This is a genomic window from Nocardia pneumoniae NBRC 100136, assembly GCF_000308755.1.
Taxonomy (GTDB): Bacteria; Actinomycetota; Actinomycetes; order Mycobacteriales; family Mycobacteriaceae; genus Nocardia; species Nocardia pneumoniae.
The window spans coordinates 84,160-104,748 of sequence record NZ_BAGF01000020.1 but is presented as its reverse complement, the minus strand read 5'-3'; the positions used below and the strand labels follow the sequence as shown (position 1 = coordinate 104,748).

The window sequence follows — 20,589 nt, the reverse complement described above, 5'->3', positions numbered from 1 at the left end:
CCGTCGCCCGGTTCGAGCCGATTGATCGGTGAAGCAACTTTTCCAGCTTAGCTCAGCCTCGAACCTCGTTGCAAACAAGGCTCGCGTTCGAGCTAGTGTGATCGTCAGGCGCTCCTCGTCCTACCTCGTTTCCCTGGCCTCTCGCTCAGCGTTTCCGCTCAGCTCCTCGGCTCCGGGTCGGTGTCCGTGTCGCTCTGACTTGGACAAAGTTACGTGTCTGCGTGCACGATGTCAAATCCGCTGGTCAGAAAGCGTTTTCAAGGAAACGATCAGAAGTCGCTGCGACCGGGATCGAATCGGCGATCAATCCGCGCCGCCGACGCGCACAACATCGCCGCCCAGTGCTTGCAACTGCTCGACGAAATTCGGATAACCGCGATCGATGTGGAAGACGTCGTGCACTTCGGTGGTCCCGTCGGCGACCAATCCGGCGAGGACCAGGCCGGCGCCCGCCCGGATATCGGACGACCACACCGGAGCGCTCGACAACCTGGGAATGCCGCGCACCACGGCGTGGTGCCCATCGGTGCGTGCGTCGGCGCCGAGCCGGATCATCTCCTCCACGAAGCGGAAGCGCGCCTCGAAGATGTTCTCGGTGATCATCGACGTCCCGTCCGCGATGGACGCGAGCCCGATCGCCATCGGTTGCAGGTCGGTCGGGAAGCCGGGGAACGGCAGGGTGGAGAAGTTCACCGCGCGCGGGCGCTCGGCCTGCACCACGCGGAAGCCGTCCTGCTCGAACGAGATCCGGGCGCCCGCGGAACGCAGCTTGTCCAGCACCAGGGACAGGTGCTTGGGGTTCACGCCGGTGACGCGGATGTCCCCGAGGGTCATCGCGGCGGCGATCCCCCAGGTCGCGGCCACGATGCGGTCGCCGATGACGCGGTGGGTGGTGGGCGAGAGCCGCTCGACGCCCTGGATGGTGAGCACCGAGGTGCCCGCCCCGCTGATCCGCGCGCCCATCCGGACGAGCATGTTGCACAGGTCGACGATGTCCGGCTCGCGCGCGGCATTGTCGATCACCGTCTCACCCTCGGCGAGCACCGCCGCCATGAGGATGTTCTCGGTCGCGCCGACCGAGGGGAAGTCGAGGCGGATCCTGGCGCCTTGCAGTTCGTCGGCCCTCGCCACCACGCAGCCGTGCTCGATCTCGCTGGTCGCGCCGAGCAGACGCAGACCGGCCTGGTGCATGTCGAGCGGACGCGAGCCGATCGCGTCACCGCCGGGCAGCGCGACGACCGCTCGCTTGCACCGAGCCATCAGCGGACCGAGCACACACACCGAGGCGCGGAACTGGGTGACCGCGGGGAAGTCCGCGTGGTACTTCGGCTCGGCGGGGGTGGTGATGGTGACCGCCCCGCCGTCGATGGTCACATCGCAACCGAGGCCGCGCAGTACATCGGCCATCAGCGGCACGTCGAGGATGTCCGGGCAGTTCGTGATGGTGGTGGTGCCCTCGGCCAGCAACGCAGCGGCCATCAGCTTGAGGACGCTGTTCTTGGCGCCCCCCACCGTGACCTCACCGACGAGTCGATTTCCGCCGGTAACCAAAAACCGTTCCATGCCGCCTCTCCGCGTATTCGGCGCACTGTTGGTGCAAGGATAGTTGCGGCGGCCCACTACGGTGCCGCCTCTCCGCGACTCCCCTCGCCTTGGCCGTCTTTGCCGTACGAGCGAGCGCCGTGAGCTGGGCGTTGCGCGGCCGACGGCGTGGTCGGCGTCGTGTTCCCGGCATACCCGGTGGTTACTCGCGTACTCGCATGTTCTCGCCGACGCGATCAGGCGCCCGGCGGGTCCCCGCCGGGCTTCCACAGGATATCGCCGCCGGGATTGGCCACCCGGCTCAGGATGAACAGCAGGTCCGAGAGGCGATTGAGGTACTTGGCGGGCAGGACGCCGGTGTCGTCCGGATACGCCTCGATCGCGGCCCACGCGGAGCGTTCCGCACGGCGGGCGACGGTGCGGGCGGTGTGCAGCAGTGCCGCCAGCGGCGTACCACCGGGCAGGATGAACGAATTGAGGGCGGGCAGTTCGGCGTTGAACTCATCGCACCACGCTTCGAGCCGGTCGACGTAGGGTTGTGTGACGCGCAGCGGCGGGTACTTGGGCTCCGCCACCACGGGTGTGGACAGGTCGGCGCCCGCGTCGAACAGATCGTTCTGGATCTGCCGCAGCACCGCGAGCATCGCCTCCTCCGGCTGCCCGAGTGCGATCGCCACACCGATGGCGGCGTTCGTCTCATCACAGTCGGCGTAGGCGACCAGACGCGGGTCGGTTTTGGCGACCCGGGAGAAGTCGCTCAGTCCCGTGGTCCCGTCATCGCCGGTCCGGGTGTAGATCCGCGTCAAGTGCACACTCACAGCACAACCCTAATGGGCGCGGCCGGGCGAAGTCCGCCCCGAAGCGTGCTACAGACCCGGCATCCGCCGGGTGCGGTCCGAAGGGCGGGACTCCACCCAGGAGAGAAAGGCGGTCAGCGAGTCGCGATCGAGTGCCAGCTCGAAGCCGCCGGTCCGGTCCGACACCGCGATCACGGCGATGTCGTCGGTCATGATGTCGTATTCGTCGCCGCGCGGGCCGCGGCGATCTCCGATCTCGATGCCTTGACGCCGAATCGTGGAATCCGGGCCCAGTTTGAGGCTGGTGAGCTTGAAGAAGACGAGCCGGTCCTCGTCGTACCGGATCAATCCGTGCCGCCAGCCCTGACCGCCGCGGGCGGGGAGAACGCGCAGAATCGCGGCAGTTCCGCCGCGGCGCAACATGATCAGGCGATAGGTCGAGGCCAGCGCGAGGAACACGAGCATGAGCACCAGAATGATCAGCAGAACCATCCCGGTTTGCAATGCCGTTCGTCCCTTCGCTGCGCCGCCGTGTCGTCGACACGGTATTCGATTGGCGGTGTTTCGCAGGCCGCCGTTTCCGAGCCCGATGCGCACACCGCGTGCGGTCATTCAACCACGGCCCCGAGTTTACAAATGGCCCGGCCGTGTCCGACTCGCCTACAAAGACGCTGTCGGCGGTGAAGAGTGTCTTCACCGCCGACAGCCGACGTGCCGCTATGACAGGTTGTCGCTTACGCGTTCGAGGTCTGCTCGACCGCGCGCACCCGGGCCTGAGCCGCCTTCTGCTGCTCTGCACTGGCCTCCGAGTCGGCCAGCACCCGGCGGGCCGCCTCGACATCCACCTCGTCGGCGAACTCCGCCGATTCGGCCAGTACCCGAACCGAGTTCGCGGTCACGGAGAAGAAGCCACCGTGCACCGCGGCGACGATGCGCTCACCCTCGGTGGACACGATGTTCACGGTGCCGCCCTCGACCAGCTGGCCGAGCAGCGGCTCGTGCCCCGGCATGATGCCGATCTGGCCCTCGGTGGTCTGCGCGCTGACGAACGACGCCTGGCCGGACCAGAGCAGCCGTTCAACCGCGACGAGATCGACTGACATTTCCGCCATCGGTGACTACTTTCCGGCGATCTTCTTGGCGGCAGCTTCGACGTCATCCAGACCACCGCAGCTGTTGAACGCCTGCTCCGGGAAGTGGTCGAACTCGCCCTTGCAGACCCGGTCGAAGTCGTCGATGGTCTGCTCCAGCGGCACGACCGAACCCACCTGGCCGGTGAACTTCTCGGCCACGATGAAGTTCTGGCCGAGGAACTTCTCCAGACGACGGGCGCGGCCGACGAGGACCTTGTCCTCTTCGGAGAGCTCGTCCATACCGAGGATGGCGATGATGTCCTGCAGCTCCTTGTACTTCTGCAGGATCCGCTTCACCTCGTTGGCCACCGCGAAGTGCCGGTCGCCGACGATCGAGGCCTCCAGGATGCGGGAGGTCGAGGTCAGCGGGTCGACGGCCGGGTAGATGCCCTTCTGCGAGATCGGGCGGGAGAGCTCGGTCGTCGCGTCCAAGTGGGCGAAGGTGGTCGCCGGAGCCGGGTCGGTGTAGTCGTCGGCGGGCACGTAGATGGCCTGCAGCGAGGTGATGGACCGACCGCGGGTCGAGGTGATCCGCTCCTGCAGCTCACCCATCTCGTCGGCCAGGGTCGGCTGGTAACCGACGGCCGAAGGCATGCGGCCGAGCAGGGTGGAGACCTCGGAACCGGCCTGGGTGAACCGGAAGATGTTGTCGATGAACAGCAGCACGTCCTGGTGCTGCACGTCGCGGAAGTACTCGGCCATGGTGAGGGCCGAGAGGGCGACGCGCATACGGGTGCCCGGCGGCTCGTCCATCTGGCCGAAGACGAGGGCGGTGTCGGGGAGGACGCCCATCTCTTCCATCTCCAGGCGGAGGTCGGTGCCCTCACGGGTGCGCTCGCCGACGCCGGCGAACACGGAGGTGCCGGAGAACTCCCGCGCGATACGGGTGATCATCTCCTGGATCAGAACGGTCTTGCCGACACCGGCGCCACCGAACAGGCCGATCTTGCCACCCTTCACGTACGGGGTGAGCAGGTCGATGACCTTGATGCCCGTCTCCAGGATCTCGGTCTTGCCCTCGAGCTGGTCGAACGACGGCGGCTTGCGGTGGATGCCCCACTGCTCGCCGTCGCGGCCGAGGCCGGGGGTGTCCAGGCAGTCGCCGAGGGCGTTGAAGACGTGGCCCTTGACCACGTCGCCGACCGGCACCGAGATCGGCTTGCCGGTGTCGGTGACGGTGGCGCCACGAACCAGGCCGTCGGTCGGCTGCATCGAGATGGTGCGCACGATGTTGTCGCCGAGGTGCTGGGCGACCTCGAGGGTCAGGGTCTTGGCCACCGAGGTCAGGGTGATCTCGGCGTGCAGCGCGTTGAACAGTTCGGGGATGGCTCCGCGGGGGAATTCGACGTCCACGACGGGGCCGATGACCCGGGCGACGCGGCCCGTGGCGGCGCCGGTCCGGCTCGTGTCTTCTCGAGTGACAGCTGCGGTCATTGGTGTTGGTTCTCTCCGTGTCGATGGGCGGCACTGGGGCCGCGGCGCTTAGTCGCGGTCCGAGCTCGCCGCCAGCGCGTTCACGCCGCCGACGATTTCGCTGATTTCCTGCGTGATCTGGGCCTGACGCACCGAGTTCGCCTCGCGCTGAAGCACGCTCGCGAGTTCGTTGGCGTTGTCGGTGGCGGCCTTCATTGCGGTGCGCCGAGCCGCGGACTCGGATGCCGCTGCCTCGAGCAACGACGCGTAGATGCGCGTGTTGATGTACTTCGGCAGCAGCGCCGCCAGCAGCACATCGGCGTCGGGCTCGAATTCGTACTGCGCGTGGACCTCCGCGGTCGGCGAATCCGACACGATGTCCTCGCCCAGGTCGAAGTTCTCGTCGACGAAGCTCACCTGGATGGGCGCCAACCGGCGCACCTCCGGGGTCTGGGTCAGCATCGACACGAAGCGGGTGTAGACGATGTGCAGTTCATCCACTCCGGCGATGTCGCCCGTCCCGTGCGGGTGGGGAACCTCGCCGTCCGACCCGGCCATGAACGCGTCCACCAGGTGGTGGCAGGCGGCCGAGGCATCGGTGTACTTCGGCTGCTGCGAGAACCCGGTCCACGCGGACACGAACGGGCGGTTGCGGAAGGTGTAGTACGTCAGGCCCTTGTTGCCCATGACGTAGAGCACCGGCTCCTTGCCCTCGTCGCGCAGGGTGGTCATCAGCTCTTCGGCGCGCTTGAGCACGTTCGAGTTGTAGCCACCGCACATACCGCTGTCGCTGGTGATCACCAGCACGGCGGCACGACGCGGGTCGGGGCGCTCGGTCAGCAGCGGGTGCGACAGGTTCTTGGACGCACTCGCCAGCTCACTGAGGACCTTGGTGATCTCCTCGGCGTACGGCTTCGCGGCCGCGACCCTGGCCTGGGCCTTGGAGATGCGCGAGGTCGCGATCAGCTCTTGAGCCTTGGTGATCTTCTTGATCGAATTCACACCACGAATGCGGGAGCGCAATTCACGCAAGCTTGCCATCAGCGGTTCACACTCCCTTCATTCGCTGCGTTTGATTGGCGGCATTCGCGGGGCACTACGTGGTTACGCACGCTTCCTCCTTCGTGCCCGTCGCTCATGCCGCGGATCGAATAGCGCATTGCGGGCTCGATTACTTCTCGACGTGCTTGCGCGTCACCGACAGCGACTCGACCTCTTCGTGGTCGAGCTCGCCCGCTTCGGCCTCGTTCACCACGCGGCTGCCGTCGGAGGCGAGGAAGCCCTGCTTGAACTTCTCCGTGGCCGCCTTGATCGCCTCGGCGGCATCGCCGTCGAGCACCTTGCCGCCCGCGATGGCCTTGAAGGCGTCCGCGGCGGTGCGGTGCAGGTCCTCCAGCAGCTCGGTGTTGAAGCGGCGGATGTCGGCGACCGGGACCGAGTCGTAGTAGCCGCCGTCGACCAGGTAGATCGAGACGATCTGGTCCTCGACCGGCACCGGCGAGTACTGGTCCTGCTTGAGCAGCTCGACCCAGCGGGCGCCGCGCTCGAGCTGCGCCAGCGACGCGGCGTCGAGGTCGGAGGCGAAGGCGGAGAACGCCTCCAGCTCGCGGTACTGCGCCATTTCCAGACGCAGCGAACCGGCGACCTTCTTCATGCCCTTGGTCTGGGCGGCGCCACCGACGCGGGAGACCGAGGTACCGACGTTGATCGCCGGGCGGACACCCTTGTTGAACAGGTCGGACTCGAGGAAGACCTGGCCGTCGGTGATGGAGATGACGTTGGTCGGGATGAACGCCGAGATGTCGTTGGCCTTGGTCTCGATGATCGGCAGACCGGTCATCGAGCCGGCGCCCATCTCGTCGGACAGCTTGGCGCAACGCTCCAGCAGACGGGAGTGCAGGTAGAAGACGTCACCGGGGTACGCCTCGCGGCCCGGCGGGCGACGCAGCAGCAGCGAGATGGCGCGGTAGGCCTCGGCCTGCTTGGTCAGGTCGTCGAACACGATCAGCACGTGCTTGCCCTGGTACATCCAGTGCTGGCCGATGGCCGAACCGGTGTACGGGGCCAGCCACTTGAAGCCGGCCGAGTCGGAGGCCGGGGCGGCGACGATGGTGGTGTACTCCAGCGCACCGTGCTGCTCCAGCGCGGCCTTCACGCCCGCGATGGTGGAGCCCTTCTGGCCGATGGCGACGTAGATGCAGCGCACCTGCTTGCTCGGATCGCCGGTCTCCCAGTTGGCCTTCTGGTTGAGGATCGCGTCGATGCAGACCGCGGTCTTGCCGGTCTTGCGGTCGCCGATGATCAGCTGACGCTGGCCGCGACCGATCGCGGTCAGCGCGTCGATGGCGGTGATGCCGGTGGCCAGCGGCTCCTCGACCGGCTGGCGCTCCAGCACGGTCGCGGCCTGCAGCTCCAGCACGCGCTGCTCCTCGGCCTCGATCTCGCCGAGGCCGTCGATCGGCTGGCCGAGCGGGTTCACCACGCGGCCGAGGAACTTGTCGCCGACCGGAACCGAGAGCACGTCACCGGTGCGGCGGACCTCGTGGCCCTCCTCGATCCGGGAGAACTCGCCGAGGATGACCGCACCGATCTCACGGTCCTCGAGGTTCAGCGCCACGCCGAGCACGCCGCCCGGGAATTCGAGCAGCTCGTTGGCCATCGTCGACGGCAGGCCGCTGACGTGCGCGATGCCGTCGCTGGCGTCGGTGACCACACCGACTTCTTCGATGGAGGTCTTGGGGGTGTAGCTCTGGGTGTAGCTATCGATCGCGCTACGGATCTCGTCGGAGGAGATCGTCAGCTCCGCCATGTTCTTCCTGCTCTCGCTGTCTGGGTCTGGAATGTCGGGGGTGGTGGGAAGCGCGCTAGGTCAGGGCCCGGCGCAGCTTTTCCAGTCGGCCGAGGGCGCTGCCGTCGATCACGTCGTCACCGACGCGCACGACGAGCCCGCTCAGCAAACTCTGGTCGACCTGGACGTGTACCGTGATCGCCTTGCCGTAGATACGGCCCAGCGAGGCGGCCAGCCGGTCACGCTGCTGCTCGGTGAGCGCGATCGCGGCACGCACGTGCGCGACGATCTGCTCGCGGCGACCCGCCGCCAGGTCGGACAGCTCGTCGAAGGCCGCGCCGAGGCTGGTCCGCTGCCTGGCCACCACCTGCTCCACCAGGGTCAGCGTGATCGGCTCGGTCTTGTCGGCGAGCAGGCGGGCGACCAGCTCGCGCTTGGCCGAAGCCGGTTTCGCGCGATCCGACAGAGCCTGCTCCAGCTCGGGGTTGTCGCCGATGATGCGGCCGAGCCGGAACAGCTCGTCCTCGACCGCGTCGAGGCGGCCGCGCTGCGCCGCCGACTCCAGCAACGCCTCCTGGCCGAGCAGCACCAGGGTGTCGACCAGGTCCGCGGTGCGCGACCAGTCCTGGGCCACCGCGGTGGTCAGCACCGCCAGCGTGGCAGCGCTGACCTTGCCGCCGAAGACCCGCTCGCAGAGTTCCGCGCGCGCGGAACCCGGCACCGACACGTCCGCGAGCGCCACACGCAGCGAACGCTGGTCGTCCAGCACGGCGACAACGGCGAACAGTTCCGAGCCCGTCGTGGCCGCAGCCGTATCGCTTCCGGTCAGAGCGGCCCGAAGCGCCTCCCGGGACCGGGCGCTTGCCTCGCGGCTCGCTGCGTACATGCTTCTCACTTTCGCGTCGTTACCTTCCGACCCCGATGCCTGCGTCCGACTCGTCGAGCTCGTCGAGGAACCGCTCGATCGACGCGGCCTGCTTGGCCTCGTCCGACACCGACTGTCCGATGATCTTCTCGGCCAGGTCGACGGCTGTGCGGCCGACTTCGGAGCGCAGCTCGGTCAGGATCTGCTGGCGCTGGGCTTCCAGCTGGGTGTGGCCTGCCGCGATGATGCGGTCGGCTTCGGCCTGGGCCTCCGAGCGCATCTGGGCGAGGATCTCCTGGCCCTGGGTGCGCGCGTCCTCGCGGATGCGGGCGGCCTCGAGCCGGGCCTCGGCCAGCTGCTGCTGGTACTGCTGGAGGGTGAGCTGAGCTTCCTCCTGCGCGGCTTCCGCGCGAGCGATGCCGCCTTCGATCTTGTCGGAACGCTCGTCGAGCGTCTTCATCAGACGCGGGATCACGTACTTGTAGAACAAGGCCGCGATGATGACGACGCAGACGACCGACCAGACGATGTCATACGTTTCGGGGACGAGAGGATTCACTTCCTCTCCCTCCGCCGCCGCGAGCAAAACTGACTCGTACATCGGAATCAGAAAATGAAGCCGGCGACGAGACCGATGAGGGCGAGCGCCTCGGTGAACGCGATACCGAGGAACATGTTGGTGCGGATGGTGCCCTGCAGCTCAGGCTGACGCGCGATGCCCTCGATGGCCTTGCCGACGACGATGCCGACGCCGATGCCAGGGCCGATCGCGGCGAGACCGTAGCCGACGGCGCCGAGACCCTTGAAGGTGCTCTCGTTGGTCGCGGCTTCCTGGGCCAGGTAAGCGAGGCTCATGAGTCTTCCATTCCCTTTCTGTTGCTCACCCGCCGGTCGGCGTGGTGTAGCAGGTTTCCGGTAGTTGTGTCGGTCAGGTCAGTGATCGGCCGCGTGCTGTGCGAGCCCGATGTAAACGGCGGTCAGCAGCGCAAACACATAGGCCTGCAGGAAGATGACCAACATCTCGAACAGCGTGAATCCGAGTCCCGCGAGCAGCGAGAACGGCGAGAACACCTTCATCCATGCGGCGGCGTCGAACAGGAAGAACCAGGTGGCGCTGAAGAACAGGACCAACATGATGTGACCGGCCAGCATGTTGGCCATGAGTCGGACGGTCAGCGTGAACGGACGCAGGATGAAGGTGGAGACGAACTCGATCGGAATCAACAGCACGTGCAGTGCGGGGGGAACATTCGGAACGACGATGCTGCTGCGCATGTAGTTGAAGAATCCGTACTTCTTGATACCGACGTAGTTGAACGCCAGGTACGCGATGACGGCCAGCGTCAGCGGCATGCCGATTCGAGCATTCGACGAGATGTTCAACCCCGGAATGATGCCGGAGAAGTTCAGAAAGAGGACCGTGAAGAAGATCGTCGCGATCAGCGGGAAGAATCTGCGTCCCGATTCCTTGCCCAGTACCTCTTCGCAGATCTGCTCCTTGACGAAGACCAGGCCGATTTCGGCGACATTCTGCAGACCCCGCGGAACGATCCGCGGCGAACGGAACGCCAGCAGCATCACGGCGACCAGAACGGCCGACATCAGGATGCGGACCAGCATCAATCGATCGAGTTCGAACGGCGTTCCCTCGAACAGCACAGCTGGAGGGAAGAAGTCGGTAAGCGACGGCGCATGGAACTCGGCCGCCAGAGTGGTGACGCTCAGCGTTCTCTCCCGTGTTCGGGCCGCGGGTACGGTCATTCCCGCGGTTCGATCGGACATTGACGATCAATTTGGGTCGACTCAGGTCGGCTCGAAGTTCGTCAGCAGCTGTGCGGCGGTTTGGACTCCACCCGGCGTCTGTACGTGTGTCGGCGACATCGTCGACATGCAGAACCGGAACACCCCTCGGAGCCCGGCACGGCAGTAAGCATAGCTGCCGTTGTGGGGGATCCAGCGGGTGACCCCTCACTTGGTCGCTTGCTTACCAACACTTTACCAAGTGATCTACGACAGCGTGTAGGGGGTGTGCGTTTTTTGTTACTCGCGGGTATCAGACGCTTCCGGCTCGGTCGTGGTCACGTATGGAACCTTCTGGCGCACAACGCCGTACGTCTCCGCGCCGAGCACGATGACCAAGGCTCCGACCACGGTCAGGAACAGAACGACCCGGTCGTAGAAATCGAACTGATTGAGGATGGCGATGACGATCAACGCCACCAGCATCTTGCCCACCCAGCTCACCAGCATGACCAGACCGGCGGTGGTCGGCGGCAGTTTCGCGCCGAACAGCACGACAGCCGCGGTGGTGAGAATGAAGCCGCCGCCGATCGCGGCGCCGAGCAGCGCACCCCATACGCCGGACATTCCCGAGACGGCCGCGCCCAGTCCGACCGCGAGGACCACCAGAACACCCAAGCCGATCAGGCCGTAGCGCAGAGCGGACCGCAGCGGCGCATCGGGACCGGGAATCGGTTCGGGTGTGAAAGTCACAGCCCTCGACTCTACCCGGGCGCCGATCCGTCGCCCGCCGGGTCCCTCCGCCGCAGCCCCGGAATCGCGGTGATCACCAACGCGAAAACCAGGCCGCCCGCCATCATCAGGACAACCAACCTGCGGTCCATCAGCGAGGTGCCCACCGCGCCGAACGCCAGCACACCGACCCACAAATAGATCAGCAGCACCACGCGCCGGTGCGAATGCCCGATCTGCAGCAAGCGATGATGCAAGTGCATTTTGTCCGGCGTCGAGAAACTCACCCCGGCGCGAACCCGGCGCACGATGGCGAGCAACAGGTCCAGCACCGGAATGAACATCACCGCGCCGACCAGCAACAGCGGGGAGAGCAGACCGACGATGTCGCGCGGCCCGTATCCCTGCAACGGGATTCGGCCGGACGCGCCGGTCGACACCGCGGCCAGCATCAATCCGATCAGCATCGAGCCGGAGTCGCCCATGAATATGCGCGCGGGCTGGAAATTGTGCGGCAGGAATCCGAGGCATCCGCCCGCCAGCGCGGCGGCGAGCAGCGCGGGCGGGTAGGTGTCGACCGAACCGCCCTGTTCGTTCATCAATCCCACGCAGAACACGAAAACGGCCAGCGCGGCAATCAAGCCCAGACCCGCGGCGAGGCCGTCCAGACCGTCGACGAAGTTCATGGCGTTGACCAGGGTGACGGTGACCGCGACCGTGACCAAGCCACCTTGCAAACCGTCCAGCACCACCGTGGTGTTGCTGAACGGGTTGTAGATGACGTACCACCCCAGCCCCATGACGGCCATCACGCCCGCCGCCGTCACCTGTCCGGCGAACTTCGTGAGCGCGTCCAGGCCCCACCGGTCGTCGACGATGCCGACCGCGACGATGAGCGTGCTGGCCACCAGCACAGCGATCGGGATATTGGGCTTGTAATCGAATCCGCTGCGCAGCGCGGGCAGTTGGTGGGCGAACAGCACCGCGGCGACCACGCCGATGTACATGCCCACGCCGCCCATCCGGGGGATCGGCTTGACGTGCACGTCCCGATCGCGCGGCACGGCGACCGCGCCGAAACCGATCGCCAGCACGCGCACCCCGCCGGTGGCCAGGAAGGTCACCACCGCGGAGATGAGCAGCACGACGAGCAGCTCCCGCAGGGGAACGACAGCGCTCGAACCCATCATCCGAGCCGCTGCGCGGCGCCGCCCAGCGCCTCCGGCGACATCCCGAGCACCTCGGCGATGTCGGCGACCGGCACCGCGCCCGCGCGCAGGATGCGCGGTTGGTCGGCGGTCAGGTCGACGATGGTGGAGGCGACGGCGTGCTCGGCGGGGCCGCCGTCGAGGTACACGCCGACCAGCTCACCGAGCTGGTCCTTGGCCTCGGCCGCGGTCTTCGCCGGTGGCTGTCCGGACACGTTGGCGCTGGACACCGCCAGCGGGCCGACCTCACGCAACAGCTCCAGCGCGACCGGGTGCAGCGGCATCCGCAGCATCACCGTCCCGCGCGTGTCACCGAGATCCCAGGCCAGCGAAGGCGCTTGCTGCACAACGAGACTCAGGCCGCCGGGCCAGAACGCCCGGATCAGCTCGCGCGCTTGCGGCCGCACCGAGAACACCAGGCCGTCGATGGTGTGCCAGGAACCGACGAGCACCGGCACCGGCATGTCCCTGCCCCGGCGCTTGGCCGCGAGCAGCGAGCTCACCGCGGTGGCATCGAACGCGTCGGCGGCCAGGCCGTACAGGGTGTCGGTGGGCAGCACGACCAGCCGTCCGGATTTCAGGGCACTGGTCGCCGCGGACAGTCCGGCGGCGCGCGAGTCGGGATCCGCGCAGTCGTAGACGGTACTCACAGCGACCATCCTGTCACGCCTGTCCGCCTCACTCCCCCGCCCCTCCGGGTACTCAGGCCGTACTAGTCAGATGATGGGGATTTTCGTGCAGGTCCTGCGTTTGGTGCCGCTTCTGTTTGGGCGTACCCGACGAGTTACCCATGTACTTTCGAAATCAGTTAGCACGTTCTCGGCGGCGTTGCCGCCGCGACTGTCTTCGCCGAGCGCCCAAAGGCTGAGGCTGCCTGGCACGGGAGCCGCTTTGATCGACTGGGCGCAAACCTCGCACGCGGATGTCAGGTCATGTCCGGATGGCGGCGACGAAGCGGGGCTTGCCCGCGAGGTCGGGGTGTTCGACGATGTCGGTGAACTCACCGTGCTCTGCCAGCAGGGCGGCCAGGGCTGAGCCGTTGGTGTCGTCGTGTTCGATGGCGACGCCGCCGCCTGGGCGCAGGAGGCGGGTGATGTTCGGGATCATGCCGCGGATGACCGACAAACCGTCCGGGCCGCCGAACAGGGCGATCGGTGGGTCGTGCTCGGCCACCTCGGGGTCGAGGGCGGCGCCCTCGGGGATGTAGGGCGGGTTGGAGACCACGATGTCCACGCGGCCGTCGAGGGCGGTGAGCAGCGTGGGGTCGGTGGCGTCGTCGGCGTAGAGCGTGATCGGTGTGTCGCCCGCCGCGATGCGGTCGTCGGCGTTCCGGCGCGCCCAGACCAGCGCCGTGGGATCGAGTTCGATCGCGTGCACGTCGGCGTCGGGCCGCGCGTGCGCGATGGCGAGGGCCAAGGCGCCCGAGCCGGTGCACAGGTCGACGACGATCGGGGCGTGATCGTGCGGCAGCGCCTCCAGCTGCGCCAGCGCCCACGCGTACAGCAGCTCGGTTTCCGGGCGCGGCACGAAGACGCCGGGTCCCACCGCGAGATCGAGCGCACCCAGCACGGCCGTCCCGGTCAAGTGCTGCAACGGAATCCGCTGCGCACGGCGATCGACCAGCTCGCGATACTCGGCCAGCTTGCCCGGCGGCACCAGCGGAATCAGCGCCAGCCTGGTTCGTTCCACGCCGAGGACGTGCGCCGCCAAATGCTCGGCGTCGGCCTGCGGACTGTGCACCCCGGCGGTGCGCAAAGTCTCGATGGCGTCGTTGATGGCGGGGCGCAGCGCTACTCGGGTGGTGGACATGGCATCGACTCTGCCCGAAACGGGATCATTCCGCGGCCATACGCGCTTCGCGATCCGCCTTGCCCAGAGCATCCAGCAACGCGTCCAGGTCGCCGTCGAGCACCGCGTCGAGGTTGTGCGCCTTGAAGCCGATGCGATGGTCGGTGATCCGGTTCTCCGGGAAGTTGTAGGTGCGAATCCGCTCGGAGCGGTCCACGGTGCGGATCTGGCTCGCCCGGCCCGCGGCCGCCTCCTGCTCGGCCTGCTCCTCGGCCAGCGCCTGCAGCCGGGCCGCGAGCACCTGCATGGCGCGGGCCTTGTTCTGCAACTGGGACCGCTCGTTCTGGCAGGTGACCACGATGCCGGAGGGCAGATGGGTGATGCGCACCGCGGAGTCGGTGGTGTTGACGCCCTGACCGCCCTTGCCGGAGGAGCGGTAGACGTCGATCCGCAGATCGGATTCGTCGATCTGCACCGCCTCGATTTCGTCGGGCTCCGGATAGATCAGCACGCCCGCCGCCGAGGTGTGGATGCGTCCCTGCGATTCGGTCACCGGGACACGCTGCACACGGTGGACACCACCTTCGAATTTGAACCGCGACCACACGCCGTCCCGCGCGGCGTCCCGGCTCTTGATCGACAACGTGGCCTCTTTGTAGCCGCCCAGATCCGACAGCGTGGCGTCGAGGATCTCGACCTTCCAGCCGTGGCGCTCGGCGTAGCGCACGTACATGCGGGCCAGGTCGGCGGCGAACAACGCGGACTCCTCGCCGCCCTCCCCGGACTTCACCTCGAGCACGACGTCGTCGCCGTCGTGCGGGTCGCGCGGGGCCAGCAGGTCGGCGAGGGCCTGTTCCAGTTCCTGCACCTGTTGTTCCAGGCCGGGGATCTCGGCGGCGAAGGCGGCATCGTCGGCGGCGAGTTCCCGGGCGGCGGACAGATCGTCGCGCGCCGCCTCCAGCTTGCGGTACGTGGCCATGACCGGGGCCAGCTCGGCGAACCGCTTGCCGACCCGGCGCGCGGCGCCCGCATCGTTGTGCAGCGACGGATCGGCCAGCTGCGTCTCCAAGCCGGCGTACTCGGCCAGAACGTCATCGATGGCGGACGGTTGCGTCACGGGTGCTTCCTTCTCCTGGTTACCTGTCCATACAAAAACACCGACGCCCGGCCTGCGCAGCAGGACCGGGCGTCGGCGAGGAAGCTACTTGGCGTCGGCCTTCTTGCCGGCACGCTTGCCGTAGCGGGCCTCGAAGCGGGCCACGCGGCCACCGGTGTCGAGGATCTTCTGCTTGCCGGTGTAGAACGGGTGGCACTGCGAGCAGACCTCGACGGTGATGTGTCCCGACTCCTTGGTGCTGCGAGTCTGGAAGGTGTTGCCGCAACCACAGACGACCGTGGTGTCGACATACGCCGGGTGAATTCCTGCCTTCATGGATGTCCTCTCGAGATATGGCCGCCGGGTCGCCCACGCGAACTCGCGACGAGCGTGAACCGGAACCGACTAGGCGGGAGGTCTGCTCACATGAGCAGACGCAACGACCGTTCAGTATGCCAGAACTGCCGTTACGCTCCCAAAACGCCCCTGGCAAGTGGTTTGTTCCCGCCCTAGGTATTCCCCCCGTCGTTTGCGCCCCCGGAATTTCGGGCGCGCGAATCCTCGCCGCCTTCACCGACCCTGAAGTCGGGTAGTCCGCTACTCAGGAATGTGAACAGATCCGTTCATAGAGTTGCGGACATCGTGCACACCGCCGCTGGCGGCAGGAAGGAGACCGGCGTGACAATCCGAATCGCGTCCGCGATTTTCGTTCTGCTGATCCTCACCGCGGCCGTCGGGTGGTGCGCACTCCCCGAAACCACGAACTATCCCGCCCCCGCGCACGCGGTGTACGTGCCGACCGCCGCGCCGGGACCCGCGGACGTGACCTGTGCGCTCATCCTCGGTTTCCTGATCAGTGGCGCGGCCGCGATCGGACTGGCCTTCTTCGCCCCGCAAACGCCGAGAGGGTCCCGCACGAGCGGGACCCTCTCGGCCGTTGCCATAGCCGCAGCTCGGTTTTGCGAATTACTCGTCGAGTGCGCCCGGCGCGGTCTTGCTCACCTGCATGAGGAACTCGAGGTTGTTCTTGGACTTCTTCAGACGGTCGATCAGCAGATCGATCGCCTGGTGGGAGTCCAGGCCGGACAGTACGCGGCGCAGCTTGTGCAGCACCCCCGCCTCGTCGGGGCTGAGCAGTAGCTCGTCCTTGCGGGTGCCGGACGGGTTGACGTCCACCGCGGGGAACACGCGCCGCTCGGCGATCTTGCGGTCCAGCTTGAGTTCGGCGTTACCGGTGCCCTTGAACTCCTCGAAGATCACCGTGTCACCGGTCGAGCCGGTCTCCACCATCGCGGTCGCGATGATGGTCAGCGATCCACCGTTCTCGATGTTGCGCGCCGCGCCGAGGAACCGCTTGGGCGGGTACAGCGCGGTGGAATCGACACCACCGGAAAGGATTCGGCCCGAGGCGGGCGAGGAGTTGTTGTACGCGCGGCCGAGCCGGGTGATCGAGTCCAGCAGCACGACGACGTCCTTGCCCATCTCCACCAGGCGCTTGGCCCGCTCGATGGCGAGCTCGGCGACCGAGGTGTGATCCGACGGCGGCCGGTCGAAGGTGGAGGCGATGACCTCGCCCTTCACCGAACGCTGCATGTCGGTGACCTCTTCCGGACGCTCGTCGACCAGCACGACCATGAGGTAGCACTCGGGGTTGTTGGTCGCGATCGCGTTCGCGATGTCCTGCAGGATCGTGGTCTTACCTGCCTTCGGCGGCGACACGATCAGCGCGCGCTGCCCCTTGCCGATCGGCATGATCAGGTCGATGACCCGGGTGGTCAGCTTGTTCGGCGTGGTCTCCAGCCGCAGCCGCTGGTTCGGGTACAGCGGGGTGAGCTTGCCGAACTCGGGGCGGCGCTTGGCGGCCTCGACATCACCGCCGTTGACCGTGTCCAGCCGCACCAGCGGATCGAACTTCTGACGCTGGTTGGCCTGTTCGCCGTCGCGCGGGGCGCGCACCGCGCCGGTGATCGCGTCACCGCGGCGCAGACCGTTCTTGCGCACCAGGTTCATCGACACGTAGACGTCGTTCGGCCCGGCCAGGTAGCCGGAGGTGCGGACGAAGGCGTAGTTGTCCAGCACGTCGAGGATGCCCGCGACCGGCTGCAGCACGTCGTCCTCGCGGATCTCCAGCTCGCGGGCCTCGCCGCCACCGCTCTCGCGGTCGCGACCACGACGACGCTCCCGGAAGCGGCGTCCGCGCCGACCGCGACCGCCTTCTTCCTCGTCACCACCGCGCGCCGCGCTGCCGTTCTGGCTCTGGCCGCGCTCGCCTTGGCCGCGCTCACCCTGGCCGCGTTCGCCTTGGTCGCGCTTGTCCTGACCACGCTCACCCTGGCCGCGTTCGCCCTGACCACGCTCGCGGCGACGCTCGCCGCCCTGGTCGGCATCCTGCTTCGCCTCGTCACCACGCGCTTCGGCGGGCGCGCTCTCGCCGCCGGATCGCGCCTGGTCACGACCGCGCCGCTGCCGTCCGCGGCCACGCTGGCCGCCCTCGCGGCCGGGCTCCTCGGTGGTTTCGGGGGCGGGGGCGGGCGCGGAGTCAGCCGCGGGCGCGGATTCGGCGGGCGCGGACATCGCCGGGGCGGGAGCCTCGGTGGCCGCGGCCGAAGCCGCTGGCGTTACGTCGAGGGTCGCCTGCTCGGCCTTCGCCGGGGCATCTGCCTTGGCGGTCACCGCGGACTTCGCCTCGCCTTTGGCGGGCTTTTCCACCTTCGCCGCTTTACCGGCGGCCTGATTTTCCTTGATGGCGGCGATCAAATCGCCCTTGCGCATTCCGGAGGTACCTCGGATACCGAGCTCCCCCGCGAGTGCGCGCAACTGCGGCAACAACATTCCAGTCAGCCCCGATCGTGCGACGTCGGTGTGTTCGCTCATCTTCGAAATCTGTCCGGATTCACTTTCGCGGTCGCCCGTCGGGTTCGATTCCACGCCGGGTGTCGCGAGCAGGTCCGTATCTGTCACGGAAATCCTTTCCTTCCCTCGATTGCCGTGTGCTGTTTCGAGGGTTCGTCCCGCAGCCCGGGCATTCTGCCGGACTGGGATGCGTCCGTCCGGGCGCTATGTGCCGTATCACCTGCCCCGCCGGACCGGCGGCTTCTCCACCATTGGCGAAAGGTGGGGAGTGATCATTCCAGTTGCGCAGCTACGCAGCACCCCCATGGCCTGGAGGCTCGAGCCTGGAGCCTGCTGGAGCGATTGCCCTGATGAAGCACCGGCGTCTGATGCGCACGATGTACGGACTTGCCCAGAATAGCTGTCCATCGCGAATCTCGGCAAGGCAGACTCGCCGTCAGTCGACCTGGACGCCTTCGGCGATTCCCGGCTCCACCACGCGCAGGCCGTCGGCGGCCGCGAGTTCACCGAGGTGCGCGGGGAATTCGCTGGTACTCAGGGCCAGGATGGTCGGCCCCGCGCCGGAGACGGTGGCCGCGATCCCCGCCGCGCGCAGGCGGGCGATCCAGGCCGTGGTCAACGGTAGCGCGGGGGCACGCTGGGGCTGGTGCAGGCGGTCCGCAGTGGCGGGCAGCAACAGATCGGGGCGCTGGGTCAGCGCGACCACCGCGAGCGCGGCGCGGCTGACGTTGAAGGCGGCGTCGCCGTGCGGCACGACCTCGGGCAGCAGACCGCGGGTGTGCGCGGTGGACGAGCGCTCCTCGGGAATCAGCACGACCGGTCGCAGCGCCGGATGCGGCTCCAGCCGCACCGCGCGGTAGACGCGGCCGTGGTACTGCGCCTCGGGCGCGATATCGCGACCCGCGTCGGCGGCCAGCTCGGTCTCGGCCTCGGTCCACGAGACCACGATTCCGCCGAGCACACTGGCCGCCGCGTTGTCCGGGTGACCTTCGAATTCCGAGGCCAGCTGGACCAATTGATCGGCCGGCGTGGCCAGTGCCGGGTCCAGCTTCGCCGCGAGGGCACAGCCCGCGGCCAGTCCACCGACCACCGCGGAGGCCGACGAGCCGAGCCCACGCGCGTGCGGAATCACGTTGCGGCACACCACATCGAGGCCGTCGGCCCACACGCCCGCCGACTCCAGGCCGCGCTCGATCGCGCGGACCACGAGATGCGAAGGGCCCCAAGGCACATCGTCGGCGCCCTCACCTTCGACCCGGATGGTGAGCCCGGAATCGGTGGTGCGCACCTCGATCTCGTCATAGAGACCCAATGCCATCCCGAGCGAGTCGAAACCGGGGCCGAGGTTCGCGGTCGACGCGGGTACCCGCGCGGTCACGGTGAGACCGGCGGGCAGCGTCACGCTCACGCCCGCGCCTCGCTGGCGCTCGGCTGCGGCGTCAGCGAGTTGCTCGGCTGTGTTCACTGTTCGCCCACCCATGACCTGGCTGTCGCGCGAACTCAACTCAGGCCAGCTCGAGTTCGGCGGCGACCGCGACCGGGTCGACCGGAATGGCCTGCACCTGCGGCATGCCCGACAGCGCCGTGTCGGGATCCTTGAGACCGTTACCGGTCACGGTGCACACCACGGTGAGTCCGGCGTCCAGCCAGCCTTCCTTGCGCGCGGCGAGCACACCGGCGACGCTGGCCGCCGACGCGGGCTCGACGAACACACCCTCGGTGGCCGCGACCAGGTGATATGCCTCGAGGATCGCCTCGTCGGTGGCGGCGCGGAACGCTCCGCCGGACTGCTCCTTGGCCTCGACGGCGCCGTTCCAGGAGGCCGGCGCGCCGATCCGGATGGCGGTCGCGATGGTCTCCGGGTCCTTCACCGGCGCCCCGTTGACCAGCGGCGCGGCACCCGCGGCCTGCACACCGAGCATGCGCGGCAGCCGACTGGTGACGCCGTCGGCGTGGTACTCACGGTACCCACGCCAGTAGGCGGTGATGTTGCCCGCGTTGCCGACCGGAAGCGCGTGCACATCCGGCGCCTTGCCGAGCACGTCGCAGATCTCGAAGGCCGCGGTCTTCTGTCCCTCGATACGCGCGGGGTTCACCGAGTTCACCAGGCCGATGCTGGGGAAGTCGGCGGTGACCTTGCGGGCGAGCTCCAGGCAGTCGTCGAAATTGCCCTGCACCTGGATGATCTTCGCGCCCAGCATGACCGCCTGGGCCAGCTTGCCCATCGCGATCTTGCCCTGCGGGATCAGCACCGCGCAGCTCATGCCGGCGCGGGTAGCGTACGCCGCGGCGGAGGCCGAGGTGTTGCCGGTGGACGCGCACAGCACCGCTTTCTGGCCGCGGTACTTCGCGTCGGTCATCGCCATGGTCATGCCGCGGTCCTTGAACGACCCGGTCGGGTTCAGGCCCTCGACCTTCAGGTACACCTCGCATCCGGTCAGCTCGGACAGGTGCGGCGCGGGCACCAGCGGCGTTCCGCCTTCGTACAGCGTGACCGGCTCCCAGTCGGCCGCGCCGGCGAGCCGGTCGCGGTAAGCCGCGATCAGGCCCGGCCAGCGCGAGTGCACTCCTGCCTGCGGGGCGACGCCAGTCGTACGCCCACCCGTCACCCGGCCACCACCCCCCGTGGCGTCG

Annotated in this window: 20 protein-coding genes; all 20 read right to left on the bottom strand. The window is 67.7% G+C overall.

The window, feature by feature from the left end:
• Positions 1 to 303: 303 nt before the first annotated feature.
• Positions 304 to 1,563, bottom strand: coding sequence for a UDP-N-acetylglucosamine 1-carboxyvinyltransferase (gene murA, locus ON34_RS05480; protein WP_040775010.1), 1,260 nt, complete (start codon positions 1,561 to 1,563; stop codon positions 304 to 306).
• A 215-nt stretch (positions 1,564 to 1,778) separates the two neighbouring features.
• Positions 1,779 to 2,360 carry a cob(I)yrinic acid a,c-diamide adenosyltransferase gene (locus ON34_RS05475; protein WP_040775007.1) on the bottom strand — a complete coding sequence of 194 codons (582 nt, stop codon included), beginning with the start codon at positions 2,358 to 2,360 and terminating at the stop codon, positions 1,779 to 1,781.
• Positions 2,361 to 2,408: 48 nt separating this feature from the next.
• Positions 2,409 to 2,831, bottom strand: coding sequence for a DUF2550 domain-containing protein (locus tag ON34_RS05470; protein ID WP_040775004.1), 423 nt, complete (start codon positions 2,829 to 2,831; stop codon positions 2,409 to 2,411).
• Between the two features lie 242 nt (positions 2,832 to 3,073).
• On the bottom strand, positions 3,074 to 3,451 hold the full coding sequence (locus ON34_RS05465) for a F0F1 ATP synthase subunit epsilon (protein WP_040775001.1): 378 nt from the start codon (positions 3,449 to 3,451) through the stop codon (positions 3,074 to 3,076).
• 6 nt (positions 3,452 to 3,457) lie between these two features.
• Positions 3,458 to 4,906: a F0F1 ATP synthase subunit beta gene (gene atpD, locus ON34_RS05460; RefSeq protein ID WP_040774998.1), complete on the bottom strand. Its 1,449-nt coding sequence runs from the start codon at positions 4,904 to 4,906 to the stop codon at positions 3,458 to 3,460.
• Between the two features lie 48 nt (positions 4,907 to 4,954).
• Positions 4,955 to 5,926 carry a F0F1 ATP synthase subunit gamma gene (locus tag ON34_RS05455; RefSeq protein ID WP_040774995.1) on the bottom strand — a complete coding sequence of 324 codons (972 nt, stop codon included), beginning with the start codon at positions 5,924 to 5,926 and terminating at the stop codon, positions 4,955 to 4,957.
• A gap of 130 nt (positions 5,927 to 6,056) precedes the next feature.
• Positions 6,057 to 7,694: a F0F1 ATP synthase subunit alpha gene (atpA, locus tag ON34_RS05450; RefSeq protein ID WP_040774993.1), complete on the bottom strand. Its 1,638-nt coding sequence runs from the start codon at positions 7,692 to 7,694 to the stop codon at positions 6,057 to 6,059.
• Between the two features lie 55 nt (positions 7,695 to 7,749).
• Positions 7,750 to 8,559 carry a F0F1 ATP synthase subunit delta gene (locus ON34_RS05445; RefSeq protein WP_040774991.1) on the bottom strand — a complete coding sequence of 270 codons (810 nt, stop codon included), beginning with the start codon at positions 8,557 to 8,559 and terminating at the stop codon, positions 7,750 to 7,752.
• A 19-nt stretch (positions 8,560 to 8,578) separates the two neighbouring features.
• A complete protein-coding gene (locus tag ON34_RS05440; protein WP_040774988.1) occupies positions 8,579 to 9,139 on the bottom strand; it encodes a F0F1 ATP synthase subunit B in 561 nt (186 codons plus the stop codon).
• A gap of 5 nt (positions 9,140 to 9,144) precedes the next feature.
• Complete coding sequence (locus ON34_RS05435) at positions 9,145 to 9,393, bottom strand: ATP synthase F0 subunit C (protein WP_039796339.1); 249 nt, start codon at positions 9,391 to 9,393, stop codon at positions 9,145 to 9,147.
• A 78-nt stretch (positions 9,394 to 9,471) separates the two neighbouring features.
• Positions 9,472 to 10,299 (bottom strand): F0F1 ATP synthase subunit A, encoded by an 828-nt coding sequence (gene atpB, locus ON34_RS05430; RefSeq protein ID WP_085997015.1) that lies wholly within the window; start codon positions 10,297 to 10,299, stop codon positions 9,472 to 9,474.
• A gap of 279 nt (positions 10,300 to 10,578) precedes the next feature.
• Positions 10,579 to 11,031 (bottom strand): Cg1360 family ATP-synthase-associated protein, encoded by a 453-nt coding sequence (locus ON34_RS05425; RefSeq protein ID WP_040774983.1) that lies wholly within the window; start codon positions 11,029 to 11,031, stop codon positions 10,579 to 10,581.
• Positions 11,032 to 11,042: 11 nt separating this feature from the next.
• Complete coding sequence (locus ON34_RS05420; RefSeq protein WP_040774980.1) at positions 11,043 to 12,200, bottom strand: glycosyltransferase family 4 protein; 1,158 nt, start codon at positions 12,198 to 12,200, stop codon at positions 11,043 to 11,045.
• Positions 12,197 to 12,868 (bottom strand): L-threonylcarbamoyladenylate synthase, encoded by a 672-nt coding sequence (locus ON34_RS05415; protein ID WP_040775061.1) that lies wholly within the window; start codon positions 12,866 to 12,868, stop codon positions 12,197 to 12,199. Before ON34_RS05415 ends, ON34_RS05420 begins: the two co-directional genes overlap by 4 nt.
• 280 nt (positions 12,869 to 13,148) lie before the next feature.
• Complete coding sequence (gene prmC / locus ON34_RS05410; protein WP_040774977.1) at positions 13,149 to 14,027, bottom strand: peptide chain release factor N(5)-glutamine methyltransferase; 879 nt, start codon at positions 14,025 to 14,027, stop codon at positions 13,149 to 13,151.
• A 25-nt stretch (positions 14,028 to 14,052) separates the two neighbouring features.
• Positions 14,053 to 15,123 (bottom strand): peptide chain release factor 1, encoded by a 1,071-nt coding sequence (prfA, locus tag ON34_RS05405; protein ID WP_040774974.1) that lies wholly within the window; start codon positions 15,121 to 15,123, stop codon positions 14,053 to 14,055.
• Between the two features lie 84 nt (positions 15,124 to 15,207).
• Entirely contained in the window at positions 15,208 to 15,438 is a 231-nt protein-coding gene (gene rpmE, locus ON34_RS05400; RefSeq protein WP_011207583.1) for a 50S ribosomal protein L31, read from the bottom strand.
• Positions 15,439 to 16,068: 630 nt separating this feature from the next.
• Positions 16,069 to 17,976, bottom strand: a complete 1,908-nt coding sequence (gene rho, locus ON34_RS05390) for a transcription termination factor Rho (protein WP_085997017.1) — start codon at positions 17,974 to 17,976, stop codon at positions 16,069 to 16,071.
• A gap of 415 nt (positions 17,977 to 18,391) precedes the next feature.
• The gene (gene thrB, locus ON34_RS05385; RefSeq protein WP_040775058.1) at positions 18,392 to 19,363 is read right to left on the bottom strand and encodes a homoserine kinase; all 972 of its coding nucleotides are present in this window, start codon (positions 19,361 to 19,363) and stop codon (positions 18,392 to 18,394) included.
• 97 nt (positions 19,364 to 19,460) lie between these two features.
• Entirely contained in the window at positions 19,461 to 20,522 is a 1,062-nt protein-coding gene (gene thrC / locus ON34_RS05380; RefSeq protein WP_040774965.1) for a threonine synthase, read from the bottom strand.
• Positions 20,523 to 20,589: the final 67 nt, after the last annotated feature.